Genomic DNA, 23,706 nt, shown 5'->3' on the forward strand with positions numbered 1-23,706 from the left:
GGAGCGAAACCGATGAAGTCAGGACGTATTTCAGCATTGGCCAGCATGCTGTTGCTGCTGGCAGCATGCCGCAGCGATCCAATCTCGTTCCACACCTTGACCCCGGCGCAACCGGCGGGCCCCTCCTACAGCGTCGTTGGCGAAATTCAGATCGAAAGCATGACGGTGCCGCCGCAAGTCGACAGGCCGCAGATCGTGATTCGCCAAGGCGACAGCGGGCTGGCAATCCTCGAAACCCAATGGTGGGCCGCCAGTCTTTCCGAAGAGCTACGCAGTGCACTGAGTGATCAGCTCAACAACGTTCGCGTTAATGGAAAAGTGCTACTACGCGTGGAGGTGCAACGCTTCGATTCGGTTCCTGGCCAATACGCTCTCATGGACGCTAATTGGCGCTTGCGGAGTGCCGACGGGGCATTTTCGCTGAATTGTCGCAGCGTCCTGCAAACCGCATCCGGTGTCAGCATTGATGATCTGGTAGCAGCCCAGCAAAACAACGTCAAACGACTGGCAGCGTTGGTGGGCCGAACTGCCAGCAAACCCGGTAACGGTTGCCCTGCCGCCCAGTAAGGAGAGACCCTCATGTCCGTCACGATTTTGCGCCGCTCTGGATCGGAACTCACCATTAGAAACGCCCTGCGCGAAGGCCTGTCACTTCTCGGTGCTACAAGTTTGTTGCTCAGCAGCATGTCCGCCCAGGCGGGCGGTATCATGATTTATGAAGCAGGCCACGAGGGCACGGGCCTTGCGAACGCCGGGGCGGCAGTGCTGGCCACAGACCCGAGTGTGCTGATGAACAACCCGGCCGGCATCAGTCAGTTGGCTGGCACCCAGGTCAACTTCAATGCCCAAGTGATCCTGGGTGACGTGAGTTTTTCCCGTGACGGAGACAATACCTTTAGTGGCAACGAGGGCGGCAATGCACTGAAGTATCTTCCGGGCAGTAGTTTTTTCGTCAGCCATCAACTTGATGATCGTTCGACTATCGGCTTCGGGATGTATGGCAATTTCGGTCTGGCACTGGACTATGACGACGACTGGGCAGGACGATATTTCACTCAAGAGTCTGCAATTATCGGCGTTTCATTCCAGCCGACCTACGCCTATAAAATTTCTGATGATTTGTCGATCGGCTTTGGACCACGCTTCATGCTGGGCTACTTCCGCACTGAAGTAGCGGTCAATAACAACGTGCTGGGCCTGGGCAACGCTGACGATGGGCAGTTACGTTACAAAGACACCGACTGGGGCACGGGCGCGAATATCGGTTTGCTTTACAAACTAAACGAAAGGACCAAGCTCGGGATTGCATGGACCAGCAAGGTCAAACTGGAATTTGAAGACCGGCCCGAGTTGAAAAACATCACCAATCCTCTGCTTCGAGTCGCGCTGAACCGTATTGACGTCGATCAACTGAATATCGACATGAATGTTCCTCAGACAGTCACCACCAGTATTTCTTACCAGCTCGATCCTCAGTGGACATTGCTGGGTAGCCTCGGCTGGCAAGACTGGAGTGATTTCGGCAAGTTGGGTGTCGAGGTTGACACCGATGCCGCATCGACCGCGCGCACTGCCGATCGGCAATACAAGGACACTTGGCATGTTTCCGTCGGCGCGCAAAACCAGATCAACCCCAAGCTGCGCTGGAATATCGGCGTCGCCTATGACTCTTCCGCCGTCGACGACAAGGATCGCACTGTCGATAACCCCATGAATGAGACATGGCGTCTGGCAACCGGATTCAACTACACGCTGCAAGAAAACCTGGACGTGCACATGAGCTACACCCTGATCTACCTGGGGGATATGGACGTGCAACAGACCAAATCACGCTCCGGAGGCACGGTATCCGGCGAGTATAAGAACGCAGCGCTGCATGTATTGGGTGGTGGTTTGGTCTGGCGGTTTTAAACCACTCGGTAAGAGTGGCTGTGCCGTGTGTCCCAAAAAGGCACAGATGACCGCAGATGACTTGGTAAAAGACGCCAGCTACTCCTACGCTTGATGTGTCCGTCGCACTGCGTCGGCATTCAATGGAATGATTCAGCACGTAGTACGAGGGCCGATCATGAATGGTTCACGGGGTGTATTTTACGGCGCACACCTGCGTCCGCAGCGTCAGTCGTTGGCTTTGGAGCCAAGGATCCTGTTCGATGGTGCTGCAGCCTCAGCGACGGTCGAGCAGCATCACACTGATCCTGCCGCCCAGCCGGCTGCGGTAGAGGCTCAAGTCCCTCACGCAACGCCCACTGAAGGCCGGGCCGATACCGAGCAAGCACCGTCTGCGGCGCGCAGTTTGTTGGTGATCGACAGCCGCATTGAAAATAGGGATCAACTGGTCGCGCAGTTGCCGGACAATGTCACAGCGATTGTGGTGAATGTCGGCGAAGACGGTCTGGCGGCGATCTCTGCGGCATTGGCACAACTGGGCAAGGTCGATTCGATCCAGATCATGTCCCATGGCGGCGCCGGACAATTCACCTTGGGTAACCGCACCGTCACCTCAGACAACATCGACTCGCTGGGCAAGACCCTCGAACAGTGGCGTAACAATCTGACCCAAGGTGCGGACATTCAGCTCTATGGTTGCGATGTGGGCGCCGGTGCGGCCGGGCAAACCCTGGTCAGCGAGCTGGCGCGCTGGACTGGCGCCGATGTCGGCGCCTCCAGCAACGACACCGGCAGCAGCAAGTCCGGCGGTGACTGGACCCTGGAAACCCGGGTTGGTGACCTCGATAAGAGCATTGCTATCAGCAGCCTCGCCATGGCCCATTTCGACGGCTTGCTGGCCGATGCGGCACCGACCGCCACGGTGTCCACGGGTGGCAGCGATGTGCTGCTCGGTGACCGCTTCACTTTTACCGTGAACTTCAGCAACACCTCGACCCAGGTGGGTTACGCGCCATTCATCAATCTGGCGATACCGGTCACCGGCAAGGATGGCGACGACGGCATCAATTTCATTTCAGCCACCTACCTGGGGCAAAACCTGATCAGTCACGTGGTGACGTTCGACGCCAACGGCAACGCTACGCATCCCTTGGCGAAAGACGCCAATGGCAACCTCCTGATCATCAACGCTGCCACCTACGGCATGCGCGCCGGCGACAAACTGGTGGTGATCGAGTTGCCCTTCGCCAGCGTCACCAACCAGCAGCCGGTGATCGGTGTGCAGGTTACCGCCAGCTTGAGCAATCTTGCCGACACGGCGTTTTCCAACGGTTCGCCTGACCTGACCATTCGCGCCAGTGGCGGCTTCGAATTCGGTAATGACGCGCTGGACAACCCGACCAATGATCCGAGCCTGATCCAGGCCGGCACCGCTGCCTTCGTCGTGCACCCGACGGTGATCACCGTCAGCGAAACCATCAATACTCCAGAAGGTGAAACTGCCACCGGCCCCAACTATGTGCGGACGCTAACCCTGTCGGCGACGCCCGCGCCCGGCCAGACGCTGACCAACGTCGTCGTTACTCAGCCCCTGCCAGACAATATTCAGGTCAACTCGATTACCCCCGGCGCTGGAGGCCGGCTGACCTCGATCACACTGCACGACGGCACTGTGGTGACCAATGCGGCGCAAATCGCTGTGCTGATTGCGGCCAACGACGTTTATATCAATTCGTTCACCGTCGAGTACGCCAGCCTTTCTGGCAAGACCGACACCGTGGTTGCGTTCTACGTCCCTGAAGTCGACGCCAACGGCCAGCCCGTGATCAACCCGGTGACCGGTGACGCCGTGACCGTAACGCTTGGCCCGCCGACCGCTTCCGGGCAATGGGTGCCACTGGATCCGCGCGACCTCACCGCGCCGAACACCACCATTGATTTCAGCGGCACCGGCCAAGGCACGCAATTCATCGCCAAATCGATCACGCTGCTGAAAACCGCGACGATGCAGACCGACATCGGCCACAGCGGCATCAGCCCCGGCGACACCCTGCAATACACCCTGAACCTGGCAATTTCCGACTACTTTGCCTTCGGCAAGGACTTTTTCAATGAGGGCCAACTGGTCATCCGCGACCAGCTCAGCGATGGTCAGATCTTCAGCGGCACGCCGACCCTGACGGTGACCATCAACGGCGTCGCGCAGACCATTACTCTGGTCACCAGCGTGGTGAACAACGCCGATGGCAGCACGTCAATGGTGTTCGACATTGCCCAGTCGCTGCGTAATGCATTCAACAACATTCGCGGCTGGCTCAACGGTGACCTGGCCTTTGACGACACGTTGCAGGGCGCCGTGGTTGCGGTGTTGAGCTATTCCGCCGTCGTCGGCCAGACCTACAAGCCGCCTTCAGGCAACCCGCATCCGGACATCAACGAAGGTGACGAACTGGGCAACACCGCTACCGTGGACGGCACGCTATTGGTCGATCGTTTCAACCTGACGGGCGAGAGTGAAACCGACGGCTCCGCCACCACCAGCGTTATTCCCACCAGCAATGTCGATATCAGTCTGGTCGAGGTCAATAACGGCGCACCGCCGGGCAACGGAGAACTGCGCCCCGGCGATGAAGTGACCTTCGAGCTGAGTTACGACCTGGTCACCGGCGATTACGAGCAGTTCAAACTCACCGCGTACCTGCCGCTGCCGTTATTCAACGTCAGCGCGATTACCTGGGGCTCGGGCAGTGATGTCGGCCAATGGGAGCTGGGCGCAGGCAATACCAATGCCGGTGGCGTGGTCAGCGTCACCAGCGCCGACGGCAATTCGGTGGTGTTCGATTTCGGCAGCTTTGCCACCAACACCACCACCGGCAGCCGCATCGTTATTCGCTTCACGGTCAGGGTCGGGGACCAGCCGTTTGCCGACCAGCGTTCGCTTGACGTCCTCGCGCAATCGAGCCAGCAGACCACCCTCACCGACCGCACGCTGATTTCCTCTGACGTCGTTGCGATCGTGTCGGTCGCCGAACCGGTGCTCAATATCAAGCACGGCGTGGTGTCCGGCTCCAACGGCACGGTGACCGGTACTTCCGGTAGCTGGAATCCACCAGGGACCGCGGGCAAACCGTTCAACGGCAGTGTCACCGACCTCTCGGCAGTCGACGGCAACATCAGCAATATCGACGGCGCCGACCGTTTGCGTTTGGTCACGGCCATTGAGAACAGCGGTGGTGGCGGCGCGTTTGACGTCAGCACCAGCATCACCCTGCCCTCTGGCTTGAGCTTCGTCGGTGGCAGTCTGGCGGCGGCCAACCTGCAGATTTATCGCGGCGACGGCACCTTGTTGGTGCTCGGTACCGACTACAGCGTCAGCGGCAATCAGATCACCTTCCTTGACGCCGGCGGCCAAGCCAGTCTGTTGGCAGGGCGCAGCGGTACGGCAGCCGATACCAGCGGTGCCAACGTTGTGATAATCAGTTATGACGTAGTGGTCAGTGCGACGATCGAGGCCAGCCGTAGCCTGCAATCCACCGCCACTCTGAGCAATTACGCCAGCGTCAACGGCGGCAGCGATTTCACCCCCACCGACCTCACAGACCTGGCCAGCCAGCAGATTGCCGCGCCGGTCATTAGCAAGGTCTTTGCCGACGGTACACTGGACAATGGCGACTCCAGCGCCAGTCACACCAACGGCAGCGATCTGGTGGTCGGCGAAAGCATGCGCTACGACATCGTGATCACCTTGCCCGAAGGGACCACACAAAACCTGCGCATCGAAGACCTGATCCCGCCGGGGATGCGTCTGGACACCAGTTTCAACGGTGGCCTCGGCTATCAGATCATCACCACCCGCGCCGGCAGTGGCGCTCTCGGCGCGGATTTCGCTGGAAGCGTACTGGTTAGCGGTTTCGCCGGGATTGGCGGCGCACTGGGGGGCGACGGTGTGGATGGGCGTTGGACCTTCAGCGTCTCGAGCGTGTCAGCGGACAACCAGACCGGTAACAACACCTTCGTGATTCGTCTGCAACTGGTGGCCAGCAACGTCATTGCCAACCAGGCCAACGTCTCACTGCAGAACAACGCACAACTGATTTTCAGTGACCCGGATGGTGACACGCCAAACGGTACCGTCGCGCTGGACCGCAACGTTGCCCTGAGCGGCGGTCAGCCCACCGTGACCCTGCGCGAACCGATACTGCAGATCAATCAGGTCATCACCTCGACTTCGGGTCTGGGCGGTTATGACCAGGGCGATACGGTGACTTTCAATATCACCCTTAGCAACGGCAACGGCAGCACCGACTTCAGTGCGTTCGACATCACTTTCCTCGACACCCTGCCGACCCAACTCAGCAACGTCACGCTGGTCGGCGTGCTGTATCAGAACGGTGCGACCAACAACGGCGGTGTTGCCTTCGAAATCGTCGGCGGCCAGTTGCGCACCGCCAGCGGCGCCAATATCGATATTGCCAAGGGCGGCAGCATCGTTTTGCAGCTTAGCGGCATCGTCAACGCCAGCGCTGCGGCCCTGTCGAATATTGCCAACGTGGCGAGCGTGCAATGGACCAGCCTCGACGGTGGCAATAGTGGCGAACGAACCGGCGTCGACGGCGCGCTCAATGGCGGCACCCTCAATGATTACCGCAACCTGTCGACTCTGCTGATTCCCGTGGCGCAGGCCATTCAGATCTCCCGTGTCGGCGGTTTGCCAGACACCGCCGCGCCCTCGCCCACCACCGCTGCCATCGAACAGGTGACCGTCGGCGAAGTGATCCGCTACCGCGTGGTGGTGCTGGTGCCAGAAGGCAACAACCCCAACTATCAAGTGCAGATCACCCTGGCCAACGGCTTGCAGTTCATCTCGCCGGACGCGCTGGTCAATGCCTTGCGCATCGCGTTCATCTCCAACGGAGGGCTGATCAGTGATGCCAACCTGATCGTCGGTGGCACGCTGAACATCGACGGCAACGAAAACAGCCCCGAAGCCCTGCCGATCACCGCCGACCTGTCAGGTCTGGCGCCGCAAGGCATTTTCGACCCGAGCCGGCTGTCCGTCGTCACCAACCCCGATGGCACCCAGGTAGTGACTTTCAATCTCGGTAACGTGGTCAACGGAAATGGAAACGACGATGATCTGGAAGGCATCTCGATCGAATTCAACGTGCGCGTAACCAACATCGCCGCCAACATTGCCGGCGCGCAACTGGCGGTGACTGCAAGGGAAATCGTCAACGGTGCCGGGCGTGCGGTGAGTGACACGGTGTTCGAACGTGTGGTCGAGCCGAGCTTCAGCGGCCTCGACAAGCAGATTGTCGCGTTCAACCCCAATCCCGCCGGAAGCACCGGCAACGCTACCGTGCAACTGAGCTTTATCCAGAACGGTGGTCTGCCGGCGTTCGATGCGCGCGTCAGCGACGGCTTTGCCGGCGGCAGCAATTACACCTTGCTCAGCGTCAGCATCAACGGCGTCAGTTACGGCCCGGGCAACCTGCCGGCGGGGATCAGCTTCAGTACCAGCGGCGGTTTGAGCGTCAACTTCGATCAATTGGATGTCGGCGCGCAGATTCAGGTGCGCTATTCGGTCGATCTGCCGAACTCGAGCATTGTCGCCAGCAGCAATGCGACATTGACCTGGAGCAGCCTGCCTGAAGACTTCACCAGTTGGGGCGGCAACAGCGTCGGGGTCGATGGCACCACCACCGGTGAACGCGATGGCAGCGCCGTCGGCCCGAACCAGTACATTTTGCGCGACACCGCCGGTCTCGGCGTGATCACCGGCACCCTGTGGAACGACACTACCAGTCCAACTGCCAGCGCTACGCCAGACGGCCCCGGTCTGGCCGGGCAAACCGTGACCCTGACCTGGGCCGGGGCCGACGGACGCCTCGACACCAGCGCCGACAACCTGCAATTCAGCACCACGACCGATGCCAACGGTCAGTACCACTTCGGCGTCTTGCCGCTGGGCGTGTTTCGTATTGACGTGCCGGCGGGGCTGGTCAGTTATCCGCAACCGGTGGGTGATCTGCGCGTACGGGTTGACAGTGATGCCGGCACCCTTGGCCAGATCACTATCACGTTGGGCGACGCCGATACGCAAAGCGCCAATGCCGGTTACGTCGAACAGAACGACGCCCCGGTCAACACCCTCCCCGGCACACAAAATGGCCAGGAAGATGTGGTGCTGGCTATCGGCGGTATCAGCGTCGCTGATCCTGATGCCAACCGTGATCCGAACGTCAACGACCGCGCCATCAGCGTTATTCTCACGGTCACTCACGGGACACTGTTCCTCGGCGCGACCGTGCCGGGTGTCACGGTCAGCGGGTCTAATACCGCGAGCATGACCCTGACCGGCAACCTCGCCGACATCAACACCGCGCTCGCTAGCCTGCGTTATCTGGGCAATACCGACTTCAATGGCACCGACACCCTGACCGTGCTGACCAACGATCGTGGCAACTACGGCGATGCCGACGGCGACGGTCTCCCGGGTACGGCCGGAGATGCGCTGACGGACACTGACAGCCTGCAAATCATCCTCGACGCGGTGAATGACAACCCAGTGGGTGTCAACGACAGCGCCACGGCGTTGGAGGCTGGCGGCACCAACAACGCCTCCGCCGGTATCGACCCACGCGGCAATGTGCTGAGCAACGACACCGACGTTGACATCGCCACCAACGCCGATCAACTGCATGTGGTGTCGGTCGGCCCTGGCGCCGGCATTCAGACGCCAGTACTCGGCGTCACCGTGATCAATGGCCTGTACGGTCAGTTGGTGATTGGCAGCAACGGCTCTTATCAATATGTCGTCGATAACAACAACGCAACCGTGCAGGCCTTGCGCGTGTCGGGCCAGACCTTGCAGGACAACTTCAATTACGTCCTCGCGGACCTTGCCGGGGCGACTTCGACAGCAACACTGACCGTCACCCTTCAAGGTGCCAACGACACGCCGCAGGGTATTGACGATGACGAAGTGGCCATCGAGGCCGGTGGGGTCAACAACGGCACGCCGGGCAGCGATGCCACCGGTAATGTGTTGAGTAATGATCAGGACGTCGACAGCGCGGCCAACGGGGAAACCCGCACCGTGACCGGTATCCGAGCGGTCGCCGAAGCCGGCGCCGGCAATTTCACTGCCGTCAGCGGCGCAACGGCCATTGCCGGGCTCTACGGCACCTTGACCATAAATCCCGATGGCACCTACAGCTATGTGGTCAACAACAGCAATGCAACAGTTCAGCGGCTCAGCGCCGGTCAACAATTGGTCGAGTTCTTCAGCTATCGCCTGACCGATACCGGCGGTCTGGATGATGTCGCGCAATTGCGCATCGTCATCCAGGGCGCCAACGACAACCCGGTGGCCAGCGATGATGCGGCGTCAGCACAAGCCGCGTCGACTAATGGCAACGCCTCGGAAAGCAATCCGAGCGGCAACGTGATTCAGTTCCCCAGCCGCCCCGGGCCAATCACCCAACCCGGTGGCAATGGTGTCGATCAGGACGTCGACACCAATGACCAGCCGAGCAGCCAATTGCAGGTCAATGGTGTAATCAACAAAAGCGAAGCCAGTTACAACCCGGCCGTCGACGTGCTCAGTGGCGTGGCCACCGGTACCACCTCAGCCAACGGCACCGTGGTGGTCGGCCTCTACGGCACCTTGCGCATCGGCGCAGATGGCTCGTTTTTCTATGACGTCGATAGCACCAATTCGGCGGTCCAGGCCTTGGCGCCGGGGCAGACTTTGACCGAGTTTTTCACTTACCGCGTGACCGACACCACCGGCCTGACCGACACCGCGCAACTGGTGATTACCGTGCACGGCGTCAACGATCCACCGGTGGCGCAAAACGTCGTCGCTATCGCCACTGAAGCCGGCGGGATCAACAACCTGACGCCGGGCGTCAATCCTTCGGGCGACGTCACGGCCAATGACACCGATCCCGATGGCGACCCTTTGACAGTCACGCTGATCAAGTCCGGAGCGAGCGGCGATCCGGGAACACCGATCGCGGTAAATGTCGGCGGTACGGTGATTGCCGGACTGTACGGCACGCTGACGATTTTCCCCGACGGCAGTTATGTCTATGAGGTCGACAACAGCAACCCTGACGTTCAGGCCCTGCGCCGCAGCGTGGATCTGCTTTCCGAGCGTTTCACCTACACCGTCAGCGATGGCGTCGGCGCCACTCCAGAAACCGACACCGCGGAAATCATCGTGCTGATTCGCGGGCAGAACGACAACCCACGGGCCAACGACGACTCAGGCGTGGCCATTGAGGCCGGTGGTTTGAACAACAGCCAGCCCGGTCAGGATCCTGCTGGTAACGTGCTGGATAACGACAGCGACGTCGACGGCGGCGAAGTACCCGGCGACCTGCCCAATTACGATTATGGTGAAACCCGCGCTGTGTCCTCGGTGCGCACCGGTACAGAGTCCGGCACCGGAACTGCCGGCACTTTGGGCACTGAGCTGCGCGGTACATACGGCTGGCTGACACTGAATGCCGACGGCAGCTACAGCTATCGCCTCGACAACAGCATGGCCGCCGTGCAGGCCTTGCGCGCCGGCGATACGTTGCTCGATGCGTTCAGCTACGAGGTGATCGACGCCGCCGGCGCAAGCGATCGCGCGACGCTGAACATCACGATTCAGGGGCGCAATGACACCCCGATCGCCCAGAACGACAGCAACACTGCTGTTGAGGCCGGAGGCTTGAACAACACTACGCCGGGTACTGATCCGACCGGCAATGTGTTGAGCAATGACAGCGATGTCGACGGCAACGGCGAAGTGCTTAGTGTCATCGGCGTCAGTCAGGGCTCGTCGGTGGGCCTGATCGGTAGCGGTTTCAATGGCACCTATGGCGTTCTAACCCTGAATGCCGATGGCAGTTACAGCTACGTGGTCGACAACCTCAATCCGCAGGTCCAGGCACTGCGCAGCAATGCCGACACCCTCACGGAAACCTTTACCTATCGGATCCGCGACCTGGCCGGCGCCACCAGCAGCGCGACGCTGACCATCACCGTGCGCGGGGCCAACGACAATCCGATCGCCAGTGACGACAGCGCGGTGGCGGTCGAGGCCGGTGGAACGTTCAACGGCACGCCCGGGGTCAATCCAAGCGGAAATGTGCTGAACAACGACAACGATGTCGATGCCAACGACGCCAAACTGGTCACCGGTATCCGCACGGGCAACGAAGCGGCGGGTGGCGCCTTTATCAACGTCGTCGGCGCGCAAACCTTCAACGGTTTGTACGGCACCCTCACCCTCAATACCGACGGCACTTACAACTACGTGGTCAATAACAACCTCGCGGCAGTGCAGGCGCTGAAGCTCGGCGATTCGCTGGTGGAAACCTTCACCTACCGCCTGCGCGACATCGCCGGGGCCACCGACACCGCGCAACTGAGCATCCGAATCGACGGTGCCTGGGATGCGCCGGTCGCGGCCAACGATACCGTCCTGGCCGTGGCAGATAACGGCAAGGGCAACGGCGTCAACCCTAGCGGCAACGTGCTGCCCAATGACACCGACGTTGACCAGGGGGACAGCAAGACGGTCACCGGCATTCGTTTCGGCACGGAAGACGCTGGCGGCAGTCTGACCGGGGTCACGGCCGGTACCGACAACAGCAACGGCACACTGATCAATGGCCTTTACGGGCAATTGATCATCGGCGCCGATGGCAGCTTCACCTACAACCTCGACTCGAGCAATCCCGCGGTTCAGGCCCTCGGCCCGCTGCAATTTCTCAACGAGCGCTTCACCTATCAGGTCAGCGACCGTGGCGGGCAAAACGATCTGGCGGAAATCCACATCATCATTCGTGGGCGCAACTTGGCGCCGGTGGCCAATGGCGACACGGCCACCGCCATCGAAGCTGGTGGCACCAACAACGATCAACCCGGACTCAACCCCGGCGGCAATGTGCTGGACAACGATACCGACGCGGAGAGTGATCCGCTGTCGGTGATCGGCATTCACACAGGCACCGTCAGCGACATCGGTACAGTGGGCAGCGTCGGCACGTCGTTGCGCGGCTTGTATGGCGACCTGCTGATCAACGCCGACGGCAGCTACACTTACACTGTCGACAACAATCTGGCCGCCGTCCAGGCCTTGCGCCAGAGCGGCCAGACCCTGAATGAAGTATTCACCTACACCATCGTCGACCGCTGGGGCGCCACCAGCACCGCCGAATTGCGCATCACTGTCGACGGTCGCAACGACACCCCGGTCGCCACTGATGACAGCGCCACGGCGGTTGAAGCCGGGGGTGTCAACAACGGCACGCCGGGCAGCAACGCCAATGGCAACGTGCTGGACAACGACAACGACGTCGACAGCGTCGTCAATGGCGAAAGCAAACAGGTGCAAAGCGTCAGCAATCAGGCCGGTCAGTCAGCAGGTGCCGGGCAAATGCTGATCGGCCTCTATGGGCAACTGACACTGAATGCCGATGGCACCTACACCTACGTTATCGACAACAATAATCCCGTGGTGCAGGCGTTGCGCACGGCAGGTGAAACCCTCAGCGAAACCTTCACCTATCGCATGGTCGACACTGCCGGCGCGACTTCGGATGCGCGGCTGACCGTGGTTATTCAAGGCGCCAATGACGCACCGCTGGCGCAGAACGACAGCGGTTTTGCCAGCGACCAGTCTCCTGCCCCGCAAACCACCGGTAACGTGTTGCCCAATGACCGCGACGTTGACGGCAACGACATCCTGGTGGTGGTCGGGATCCGCACCGGCGCCGAGGCGGGTTCAGGGACTGCGGGTGTGATCGGCCAGCCGATCATTGGCCTCTACGGCACGCTGGTATTGAACGCCGACGGCAGCTACACCTACACCATCGATCAGAACAACCCGGCGGTGCTGGCCGCCGCCGGTCTCGGGCAGATCCTGCGGGACGTGTTCACCTACACCATCAATGACCGTAACGGCGCCAGCGATCAGGCTGAACTGACGATCACCCTCGACATCGCTACGCCGTTCATTCCGGCGCCGGGTGGCAACAACTTCGAGCGCGACCCGAACACCCTCAACCGCAACTTCCTCATCCCCGATCCACAACCGGCGGTTTTCGTCACGCCAGTGGTTGAGCGTGAGGCGCAAATCTCCGAGCTGTCGGCCTGGGGCGTCGATGGCAGCAACCTGCGTCTGGCAGCGGTCGGTGAGTTCACCAGTGAGTCGGTGGGCAATGGGCTGGGGCTGGTGCCGGGGCAATTCGTCCAGCAAGCGGTGCGTACCAGTCGCCTGGAAAGCGAACTGGATCTTCTGTGGATTCAGGGGCGTCAAGGCCGTACCGGGTTGAGTGCCGATGGGCTGTTGAGCGATCCGTCGTTGTTCACCTTGAACCCGGCGGATATGACGCACAGTGCGGCACACGCTGAAAATCAACAGGAAAAACCACGGGCCAAGGGCTTCAGCGCGCAATTGCGTGATGCAGCGCAGCGGCGCTAGCCGCAATAACGCCGCTGAACTGAAAAATTCCAAGAATGCAAAGGAATGAACATGCGTATACATGCGACCCGGCTTCTCATTACCGCCATCGCTTCTGCACTGTTGCTCAGTGCTTGCTCTTCAACGGAGCCCAAACCCTCCACCGATGAAGAAAACCGCCAGCGCATCATCGCTGACCAGTCACGCATGTATTCAGGCCAAGAGCCGGTAACCACGCCGATCACCTTTTACGAAGCGGCGGCGCGGGCGCTGAAATACAACCTGGACTACCGCCTCAAACTCATGGAAAGCGCATTGGCTTCAGACCTGCGCGATGTCTCCAGCCATGAAATGCTCCCGCGGCTGGTCGCCTCGGCCGGGTATGCCGGACGTGATAACGATTCCGGTGGCACCTCGATCGGCATCGAAGACCGCCAGGTCAGCTTGCGCCCATCGACTTCGGAAGAACGTTATCGTGAAGTCTATGGCCTGGGTTTGAGTTGGAGCCTTCTGGATTTCGGTGTTGCCTATTACCGCACACAACAGAAATCCGATCAGATCCTGATGGCTGAAGAACGCCGGCGCAAAGTCGCGCAGAACGTTCTGCAGGACGTACGCAACGCCTATTGGCGCGCACTCGGCGCCCAGCGTTTGATGCCGGAAGTCGACAAACTTCTGATGCGCACCCATACCGCCCTGACCTCGGCCCGCGAAGCCGAAACCCGTGGTTTGCTGCCGCGCCAGGAAATCCTCGCCTATCAACGCGCCCTTCTCGACTCGATCTATCTGCTGACCGTGCGCCGCCAGGATCTGGAATTCGCCCAGGCCGAGCTGTCGGCGCTGATGTCGCTGCCCCCTGGCTCGAAAATGATCCTCGCCGACATGCCCGATCCACCGCTGCCAGAAGTTCGCCAGAGCATGGCGCGGCTGGAACAGTTGTCGCTGGAAAACCGCCCGGAAATCATGGAAGAGTGGTATCGCAAACGCGTTAACCAAAAGGATCTGGAAATTGCCAAGGCGCAGCTGTGGCCCAACGTCAGCGTCGATTTTGGCTACAAGTACGACTCCAACAAGTACCTTTACAACAACGACTGGATGAGTACCGGTCTCCAAGTGTCGATGAACCTCATTCGGCTGCTGCAATTGCCGTCGTTGAACGCCGCAGAAAAATCTCAGAACGAAACCGACGACACCCGCCGAGTGGCGCTGTCGATGGCAATTCTCACGCAGGTGCGCGTCGGCACCTTGCGCTATCAACTGGCTCGTCAGGAAGTCGAGTTTGCCGAAGACAGCCTGCGCGTCGATCGCAGCCTGCTCGACTACGCACAAGCGGCGAAAACCGGCGCTTTGGGCTCGGAACTGGAAGTAATCCGCTCTGAAGGCCGTTATCTGCTCTCGCGTTATCAGCGTGAAGCGGCGTTCTCCAGTGCTCAAGCTGCATGGGGGCGGATGTACAACTCGGTTGGCCTCGACGTATTGCCCAAGGAAATCTCGCAACACGACATCAAGACACTGGCCCGGGAAATCCAACGCACCTTGAATGAACAAGAACAACAACGTCTGCTCGCTGCCACTTCGCAAGGATCGCCGAATGCGCAAAATCGCCCTTGAGGCCCGTTTTGGGGCCCTGTTGTTGGCCAGTCTCATCCTGTCCGTCCACGCTCAAGACAATGCGCAAGCCCCGGCGCTGGAAAGTGCCAGTGCGATTCGTGTACTGCTTGCCGCCGAACTGGAAACCACCCTGTCCAGCCAAATGGCCGGCACATTGGGCGAATTGAAAGCCGGTTTCGGTGAACCGGTCGCCAAGGCCGAATTGCTCGCACGCTTCAATTGCAACGAGGCCGAAGCGCGCGCGAAAGTTGCAGCGGCAGAACTGGCCATGGCCAAACAAAACCTTCAGGCCAAACAGCAATTGCGCCAGCTCAACGCGGTGGGCGATATCGAAGTTTCGATGGCCAACACCGAAGTGCAGAAGGCCGATGGCGCGCGGGCCATGGGCGCGGCTCAAAGCAGTTACTGCCAAGTGCTTGCGCCGTTTTCCGGACGTGTGGCCAAGGTTTACGTGAAACCGTATCAAACCGTCACGGCGGGCACGCCGCTGTTCGATCTGGTGAGCGATGGTGCCCTGAAAGTGCGCCTGAACGTGCCGTCCAATCTGCTCAAAGACCTCAAACCCGGCTTGCCGCTGCAAGTCAGCATCCACGAAACCGGCAAGACCTACCCGGCCCATGTCAGCGGTATCAACTCTCGGGTCGATGCGGTGGCGCAAACCGTCGAACTGGAAGCTCGGCTCGACAACAAGTACCCCGACCTGATGGCTGGCATGAGCGGCACCGCGCATTTCGACCAAGACGCACGCCCATGACGATGAATGAGCCGCTGCCGCACCCTCACCTGCTGCTCGAACTCGACGCGCTGCGAGACAAAGCCATGGCCGCCGACTCGCTGAACAACCTGGCGTTCAGCATGGCCAACGATCTCTACCCGCTGCTGCAGTTTCATCAGGCCCTGGTATTCGCCCAGCGCGAATCCTCACTGGAATTGCTCAATGTCTCGGGCTTGTCACGGCCCAGTGAGGATTCGCCGTATCTGGTCTGGCTGCGCCGCGCCAGTCGCTGGGTCGCGGCGCGGGTGCCAGACGCCGAGCCGGTATGGATCGCTCAGGACAGCGCCAATCCACCAGCAGACATTGCCGAAGGCTGGAACGAATGGTGGCCGTCAGGGCTGTGGTGCGTGCCGGTGCAGGATCGTGACAATCAACGATTGGGCCTGTTGATCATCTTGCTGGAGCAGGAACCGCCGGCCGTGTTGTGGCAACACCTTAAAGGGTTGGTGGCGACGTGGGCGTATTGCTGGTCGGCGCTGACCCGGCGCAAGCGTTTCAGTCGCTGGCGGCCGAATCGCAAGCAACTGCTGCTGGTAGCGATTGTGCTCGCTGCACTGCTGTTGTTGCCGGTGCGGCAAACGGCATTGGCACCGACGGAAATCGTCTCGCGGCAGGCGCAGATCATCAGCTCGCCGATTGATGGCGTGATCGAAAAGATTCAGGTGCGTCCGAATCAACCCGTCGATGCCGGGACAGCGCTGTTCTCGCTGGATGAAACCACCCTTCGCAGCCGCGCCGAAGTGCTCGGCAAGGAAGTCGCGGTCGCCGATGCAGAGTTGCAGGCGGCCAGCCAACGGGCGTTCGACAACCCGCAAAGCAAGAGTGAGCTAACGTTGTTGACCGGTCGCGCTCAGCAACGGCGGGCGGAACTGGCGGCGGTGCAGGCGCAACTGAAACGTACGCAAGTGCTGTCTCCTCGCGGCGGTGTCGCCGTGTTCAGCGACCCCAACGACTGGCTGGGCAAACCGGTGGTGACTGGCGAACGCATCATGCAAGTGGCCGACCCGACGCAACCGGCAATGCTCCTTCAATTGGCCGTCGCCGATGCGATCGCTTTGGAACCGGGCGCCGAGGTCACCTTGTTCCTCACCGCGTACCCGCTGACGCCGCTCAAGGGGCAGATCCTCGAAACCAGTTATCAGGCGCGGCCCAGCGACGAAGGTGTGGTCGCTTATCGCCTGCTCGCCAGCATCGACGGCGCACCGGAACATGCGCGACTCGGCCTGCACGGCACGGCGAAAATCTACGGCGGGCGGGTGATGCTCGGTTATTACCTGCTGCGCCGACCGCTGGCGACGCTACGTGCCTGGAGTGGCTGGTAATGCTCGATCCGGCCGATCTGCCCGTGCCGCCCCTGCGCGAAGACTTGCGCCTGAGCGAAGCGGCCCATGGCAGCAATGGCGAACCGGCGTGGGTGATTCAGGACACGGTGATCAACCGCTTCTACCGGATTGGCTGGCTGGAATTCGAATGCCTGCTGCGCTGGGGCCAGTCGCCACGCAAAATCAGCGAGCAGATCGCTGAGGACACTGCGCTGAAACCGGATGTCGAACAGGTGCTCGACTTCCGCCAGTTTCTCGAACAACACCAGTTGTTGCGCGCCGGCCCTGCCGCGCTGGAGCGGCTGAAGAGTAAAAGCGGAGAAGGCGGTTGGCTGACGTGGCGCTGGTGGTTGCACCACTACCTGTTTTTCCGCATCCCGCTGCTGCGCCCGCAACGACCGTTGCAATACCTGGCGCGGTTGCTGGGTTGGCTGTTTCATCCACTGACCGGGATTACGGTGCTGAGCCTGAGCCTGCTCGGGATCATCTTGGTGTTGCAGCAGTGGGACGTGTTCACCAGTGCCGTGGTCGAGTCGTTTTCCACCGAAGGCTTGTTCAGTTTTGCCCTGGCGCTGATCGTCGCGAAAACCCTGCATGAACTCGGCCATGCCCTGGTCGCCACGCGCCTGGGGCTGCGCGTCGGACACATGGGCATAGCGTTTGTGGTGATGTGGCCGATGCTCTACACCGACACCGGCGAGAGCTGGAAACTCGGTCGCTCGCGGCAACGCCTGGCGATTGCTTCGGCGGGGATTATTACCGAACTGTCGCTGGCCGGGTTGTCGACCCTGGGTTGGGCGTTGTGCGATCCCGGCGCGTTGCGCAATGCCCTGCTGTATCTGGCGACCACCAGCTGGCTGCTGTCACTGGCGCTGAATGCCAGTCCGTTCATGCGTTTCGACGGTTACTTCATCCTCTCCGACCTGCTGGATTTTCCCAACCTGCACGAACGCGCCTCAGCGCTTGCGCGGGTGACGCTGCGGCGCAATCTGCTGGGTTTGCAGGAAGATTGGCCAGAGACATTTCCGACCGGTCAGCGACGTTTGCTGGTGACCTTCGCGATCATTACCTGGCTGTATCGGCTGATGCTGTTTCTGGGGATAGCGCTGGCGGTCTATCTTTTTTTCTTCAAGATTTTGGGGATTTTCCTGTTCATGGTCGAACTGTCGTGGTTTATCGCGATGCCGGTAATGCGCGAGCTGGGTCATTGGTGGAAAAACCGCACGGTGATTCCGAACCGCCGCAAAGTGGCGTTTTATACCGTGCTGCTGACGATTCTGGTCGTTCTGGCGATCCCCTGGCGTACGCAGATCGATGCGGTCGGCGTGGCCCGTGCCGAACACCAGTTGCGTGTGTATGCGCCCTATCCGGCACGCCTGCAATCGATTCACCCGGACGCCCCGGTCAAGGCCGGGGAAACCCTGATCACCCTTGATGAGCCGGACATCGCCTCGCGTCTGCAAACCAGCGAAGCGAGCGCTCGTAGCTACGAGGCTCGGCTGTCTGGGCTGATCGCCGACCCCGGTGGTCTTGCTGAAGACGCCGTGACCCGCCAGCGCCTCAACGTGCAATTCGAAGAGGCCCGCGCCGCCCGCTCGGAAATCTCCCGGCTGAACTTGCAGGCACCGTTTGCCGGCGTGTGGCTGGACGTCAATCCAGACTGGAAGCCGGGGCAATGGATCGGTAGGCAGGAGCCGCTGGGCATGCTGATCGATCCGCGCAGTTGGCAGGTCGACGCGTATGTTGCACAGGATCAGGTACACCGCATATCCACCGGTGATCACGTGCGCTTTTACCCGGACGGCCAGACCACGCCGCGATTCGGTCGTGTCATGCAGATCGGCAGCACCCGTGCCAGTCAGTTGGCGCACCGAATGCTGTCTTCACGCTTCGGCGGCCCGGTGCCGACGACCAATGCCGAACACTCGCTGATTCCCAGCAGTGCGCTGTTTCAGGTGTTGATTCAACTGGACGAGCCAGTGCCGAATCTGCGCGAGACACGGGGGCATTTGAAGATCGAGGGCAAACGGCGCAGTTTGCTGGGCGACGGTGCGACCCATGTGCTGGCGGTGTTGCTGCGCGAAAGTGGTTTCTGACTTGTTCTGTTAGCCGACGGCGACAAACACGATAATCGGCCCGCACACCGCCAATAGCACATTGGAAATCGCGTAGCACACCGTGAAGCCAATCACCGGCGTGTTGCTGCCGGACTGCTCGATGATCTTGTTCATCGACGCCGCTTCGGTCTGTGCCCCGGCCAGCGCGCCAAACAGAATCATTGGGTGCAGGCGCAGCACGTAACGGCCGAAATACAGCGCCACCAGCGGCGGTAAAATCGTCACCACCGCGCCGGACAACAATAACGCCAAGCCTTGCTCTTTCATCGCAGCAAACGCCGCCGGCCCGGCGAGCAAACCCACCACTGCGCCGAACGCAGTCAGACCGAACTCGGAAAAAGCCCATTGCGCCGCTGGCGGCAGTGCACCGATTTCCGGGTGGCGCGAGTTATACCAGCCAATCACCAGAGCAGCGACCAGCACACCGCCACCAATGCCCAGCTCCACCGGGATCATGCCGATGTGGGTCGACAACAATCCCAACAGCGAGCCGAGTACCATTCCCAGAGTGTGCATAGCGATGTCGCTTTTGTAATTGTTCTTTCGGATGCGCCCGAGACGTTTGGCCAACGCTTCGACACTCGAGGTGCGACCGGTCAACGTAAGCACGTCACCCCGGCGTAGTACCGTGTTGGGCAGCAACGGCAGTTCGTACCCCTGTCGCGTGATGGTATTGAGGAAACACCCTAGTCGCCCATCAATGCCCAACCGGGCTCTGGCTTGATGAATGGTTGTGTCGGCGAACTCGGCCGAGGTCAGTACGATGTCCACTTCGCGGGTCGGAAAAGACAAGGATTCAGGGTGATCGATCTCCGGACCAACCCAATGGCTGAGCGTGCCGACCGCGTCGCGCAAGGCATACACGCCAAGGACATCGCCGGCCATGAGGACGAAATTTTCATCACGCTCGATGATCTGTCCTGCCCGCACCACGCGCTCGACGGTCAATGAGTCATGCAACTTCTCAAAATCAACGATGCGCTGGCCATCCGCTTGGCCATTGCTCGCCACCTGGTGAGCCCGAACGACGATGCGGGTGTAGGGCACGGTGATCGCCTCCTCTTCCTTGGCGATGCCCAGTTCCAGCTCCAGTTCGCGCGCCGATTCGCGCAGGTTCACCCCGAGTAGCTTGGGCGCAATGCTGCCGACAAACACGATCAAACCAATAGTGCCGAACAGGTAAGTAATGGCGTAGGCAATGGCCATGTGACTGTTGAGTTGCGCCTTGGCAGCGGCATCAATCGTCAATTGGTTGATTGCGCTAGTCGCTGTGCCCATGATCGCCGTGTCGGTCAGCGCGCCAGCACCAAGTCCTGCAGTAAACCCGGCGTCGAAATCGAACACCGCATACATCAGCAGAATTGCACCCAGGGCGGTGGCACACAGCACCACCGATAGCAGTACCAGTTTCATCGTGCCGCGATTAAGGCTGCCGAAAAACTCCGGACCACTCTTGAAGCCGACGGCGTAGATGAACATCACGAAAAACACCGATTTCAGCCCCGCCGGCACTTCCAGACCAATTTGCCCAATCAACAGACCCATCAGCAACGCACCAGCCACGGAACCGAGGTGAAAACTGCCGATGTGAATCCGGCCGACAAACACGCCCAGGGCAATCGCGAGGAACACGGCGATCTCCGGATCAGTGCGTAGCGCGTGCAGAATGAAATCGAGCATGTCGCGGACTCCTTGCAACGGTCACTGATTCTTCGGTGGTTGCGCCGGTGCGGTGTACCACTGGTCCTTCGGCACCCACTTCTCTTGTTGCGGATCGCCCAGATAGTGCGGCGACATGATCTGCACGCTGTACTCGTTGAACACATCCTGAATATTTGCGTGCAGCATACTGAGCAGCTCGGCACGCGGACGCGGCTGGCTGGGAATCGCCTGAGCGACGAGCCGGTACTCTGGATAAAAATCGGACAAGGCCGTCTGGAAAACTTGTGGGGGGGGATTTTCAACTACACCGGGCGTGCGTCTCGCAGCCTCCAGCAACATGCCTTCCACCTGGCGCCAAGGTGTGTCGTACCCGATGGTTACCACGGTATCTACCACATACCCTGGACCCTGGACGGTACGTGAGTAGTTTTTTGTTACAGCACCGGTGATCATCGAATTCGGTAAGGTGAGTACTTCTCCAAGACCAGTGCGAATACTGGTAGTAAACATGCCAAGCTCGGTCACCGTACCTTCATATTCGCCAATCCTCACGAACTCGCCGGGTCGCAGGGTGCGCGTATAGGTCAGGATCAGTCCAGCTGCCGCCTGACCGACTACGCTAGTCGCGCCCAAAGAAATCATCAGACCGATCAGCACGGACAGTCCTTTAAACGCGTCGGTACCGGCCCCGGGTAAATACGGATAGGCCATTGCCAATGCGAATAGCCAAATCGCCAGTGAGGTGAGTCGCTGGGTCGGGTGCAGGGTCTCGTGGTTCAGCCAGCTGAATGTTCCTGGTGTCGCCATGCGTCTGAGCACACGCCGACTGAAAACAGTTGCTCCTCGAGCCATGAAAAAGATTGCCAAGGCAATCACAAGTCCAGGAACCGCGTCGATGATGGCCTGAAGCAAATAGCTCGCGACCTCAACCAGGTAACTGTTGAGGCTTTCGCCCCAAGGGCGGGTGTAGGGAAAGCGTGACAGGACAAAACCCAGCCACTCGTAAGTCAGCAGCAGGATCACCAGCCAGCGCACGAGCCAAAACAGTCGATTGACCAGCGAATACAGGTAATTGGCATCAACTAACTGAATGCGACCTACCCGCAGCGCTTGTGTATGGCGATGCATCAACTCGGGTAATTTGCGCAGCAATTTCTTGCGCAGCCAGGCAATTCCCCAGAGCAACACGAAGTAAATGCCTGTAGCAATCGCTACTGCGCCAAGCGACCGCACCATAAGTTTCAGACTACGGGCTTCGCCAGTTTCCGCGACAACCTGACGCAATTTCTCGGCAGCGGCCTCTGCTGCCAATTGCACCGAGGGGTACTGGAGATTGTCGACGTCTTTGGGTGAAACGATGAACGCGCGCTTGGTCCCCAGCAATATCAGGTAACTGTCCTGAATAGAGTCAATGCTGACTGCAAGATCGTCGGCTTCTTCCAATGCTTCGCTGATCACTGCTTTTGCGCGCTTGACTCGAGACGTTGGTGCCTCCCCAAGCAATGTAGCGCGAAAGACCATGATACTGCGGTTCGCAACCTTGAGTTCAACAGCCTGCTCAGCCGACGCGCCATTCTCATCAGCCCAAACGAGCGCAGACCAGACGACGCTGAAAACGATCATCATCAGCACAGAAAACCGGTTCTGCATGCGTCTGTTCCTTAGGCATCAGGCATGAGTTCGTGAACTACAAAACGCAGCGTAGTTCAGCGATGAACGGTTGTCAGATATGAACACCCAGCTTTTTTCGCACATTTGGTGCCCACAAATATGCGGTCATGACGACGAATCGGAATTCGCCCACTACGCTGGCTGGGGTAAACGCGTTGATGCAAATTTGCCGGTTGGTTACATACAAGGAAGATCATCATGTCCAGGCCGAGTCTACTGATGTTGCCGCTGACCTTGGCGTTACTGCACAGCGGTTTGATCTTTGCAGAAGATTCCGCCGAACTTGCCAAACAAGCACTCAACCCCATCGCCGCAATGTACAGCCTGCCCGTGCAATACAACTGGGATCAAAAGATAGGTCCCACCGGCAAAGGAATGCAAAGCGTCACCAACATTCAACCGGTGCTACCGTTTACCCTGAACGAAAACTGGAACCTGATTTCCCGAACCATCCTGCCAGTGATCGACCAACATGGTCTTGCTGCAGGTGGCGCAGCCGACAAGTCCGGCGTGGGTGACATTACCCAGAGCTTTTTCTTTTCCCCAAAAAAATCCACCGACAGCGGCTGGATACTCGGCGCGGGCCCTGCTCTGCTGATTCCAACCGGTAGTGATGAACTGCTGAGCAGCAAGCAATGGGCGGCCGGGCCTACGATCGTAGCGCTCAAGCAAGCCAATGGCTGGACGCATGGAGTCCTCGCCAACCACCTATGGGGGCTAGAAGGTAGCCCGCCAGATGACAAGGACAAGGTCAATCAAACTTTCCTGCAACCGTTCCTTTCCTACACCACGAGCCAATTCACGACGTATGGCATTAATGGCGAGTCCACCTATAACTGGCGGCAAAAAGAATGGTCGGTTCCGATCAATCTTACGGTTACTCAATTGTTGAAAATCGGTGGCCACCCGCTGACAGTCCAGGCCGGGCCACGTTACTGGGTCGATAGTTCCGAAGACGGTCCTGAGGGGTGGGGATTTCGCGCGGCAATCACCTTTTTATTTCCGCGTTGACTATTGTTTTGTGCCGCTTATCCCAAAAGCGAGGCTCAAGATCGGGCAAATATCCAGTGCTGGACTATCGTCCTTATGGTTGTCGAATTGTGCTGTTCATTTCTGGACCCAGCTGAACTTACGCACCGCATTCGCAGCATAAACAGGACCGCATCTGACATAAAAGTCGCATTTGTGCGACCC

General features: G+C 59.7%; 10 protein-coding genes. 8 read left to right on the plus strand and 2 right to left on the minus strand.

All coding sequences use genetic code 11. The features are described 5' to 3' along the window. Positions 1 to 45: 45 nt before the first annotated feature. The 7 genes from GQX66_RS23480 to GQX66_RS23510 all read left to right on the plus strand — a co-directional run bounded on the left by GQX66_RS23480 (position 46) and on the right by GQX66_RS23510 (position 19,158). The gene (locus GQX66_RS23480) at positions 46 to 567 is read left to right on the plus strand and encodes a PqiC family protein (RefSeq protein ID WP_240871787.1); all 522 of its coding nucleotides are present in this window, start codon (positions 46 to 48) and stop codon (positions 565 to 567) included. Between the two features lie 117 nt (positions 568 to 684). Further along, on the plus strand, positions 685 to 1,911 hold the full coding sequence (locus tag GQX66_RS23485; RefSeq protein ID WP_240871907.1) for an OmpP1/FadL family transporter: 1,227 nt from the start codon (positions 685 to 687) through the stop codon (positions 1,909 to 1,911). A 157-nt stretch (positions 1,912 to 2,068) separates the two neighbouring features. Beyond that, positions 2,069 to 13,375 carry a VCBS domain-containing protein gene (locus GQX66_RS23490; protein ID WP_240871789.1) on the plus strand — a complete coding sequence of 3,769 codons (11,307 nt, stop codon included), beginning with the start codon at positions 2,069 to 2,071 and terminating at the stop codon, positions 13,373 to 13,375. A 51-nt stretch (positions 13,376 to 13,426) separates the two neighbouring features. Further along, complete coding sequence (locus GQX66_RS23495) at positions 13,427 to 14,965, plus strand: TolC family protein (RefSeq protein ID WP_085745671.1); 1,539 nt, start codon at positions 13,427 to 13,429, stop codon at positions 14,963 to 14,965. Continuing rightward, on the plus strand, positions 14,946 to 15,719 hold the full coding sequence (locus GQX66_RS23500) for an efflux RND transporter periplasmic adaptor subunit (protein ID WP_085745670.1): 774 nt from the start codon (positions 14,946 to 14,948) through the stop codon (positions 15,717 to 15,719). Before GQX66_RS23495 ends, GQX66_RS23500 begins: the two co-directional genes overlap by 20 nt. Next, positions 15,716 to 17,062 carry an HlyD family secretion protein gene (locus GQX66_RS23505; RefSeq protein WP_178083774.1) on the plus strand — a complete coding sequence of 449 codons (1,347 nt, stop codon included), beginning with the start codon at positions 15,716 to 15,718 and terminating at the stop codon, positions 17,060 to 17,062. The genes GQX66_RS23500 and GQX66_RS23505 overlap by 4 nt, the downstream gene beginning before the upstream one ends. Beyond that, entirely contained in the window at positions 17,062 to 19,158 is a 2,097-nt protein-coding gene (locus GQX66_RS23510; RefSeq protein WP_240871791.1) for an HlyD family efflux transporter periplasmic adaptor subunit, read from the plus strand. The genes GQX66_RS23505 and GQX66_RS23510 overlap by 1 nt, the downstream gene beginning before the upstream one ends. 9 nt (positions 19,159 to 19,167) lie before the next feature. Here the strand turns inward: GQX66_RS23510 and aspT are convergent, their stop codons facing one another. Both aspT and GQX66_RS23520 read right to left on the minus strand, forming a co-directional pair. Further along, the gene (gene aspT / locus GQX66_RS23515) at positions 19,168 to 20,859 is read right to left on the minus strand and encodes an aspartate-alanine antiporter (RefSeq protein WP_085745668.1); all 1,692 of its coding nucleotides are present in this window, start codon (positions 20,857 to 20,859) and stop codon (positions 19,168 to 19,170) included. Between the two features lie 21 nt (positions 20,860 to 20,880). Beyond that, positions 20,881 to 22,491, minus strand: coding sequence for a mechanosensitive ion channel domain-containing protein (locus GQX66_RS23520; protein WP_085745667.1), 1,611 nt, complete (start codon positions 22,489 to 22,491; stop codon positions 20,881 to 20,883). Between the two features lie 240 nt (positions 22,492 to 22,731). On the opposite strand from GQX66_RS23520, the gene GQX66_RS23525 reads away from it, so the two are divergent. Continuing rightward, complete coding sequence (locus tag GQX66_RS23525) at positions 22,732 to 23,523, plus strand: transporter (protein WP_240871793.1); 792 nt, start codon at positions 22,732 to 22,734, stop codon at positions 23,521 to 23,523. The last annotated feature ends 183 nt before the right edge of the window (positions 23,524 to 23,706 follow it).

The organism is Pseudomonas sp. B707 (assembly GCF_022496685.1).
In the GTDB taxonomy this organism is placed as follows: Bacteria; Pseudomonadota; Gammaproteobacteria; order Pseudomonadales; family Pseudomonadaceae; genus Aquipseudomonas; species Aquipseudomonas paraglycinae.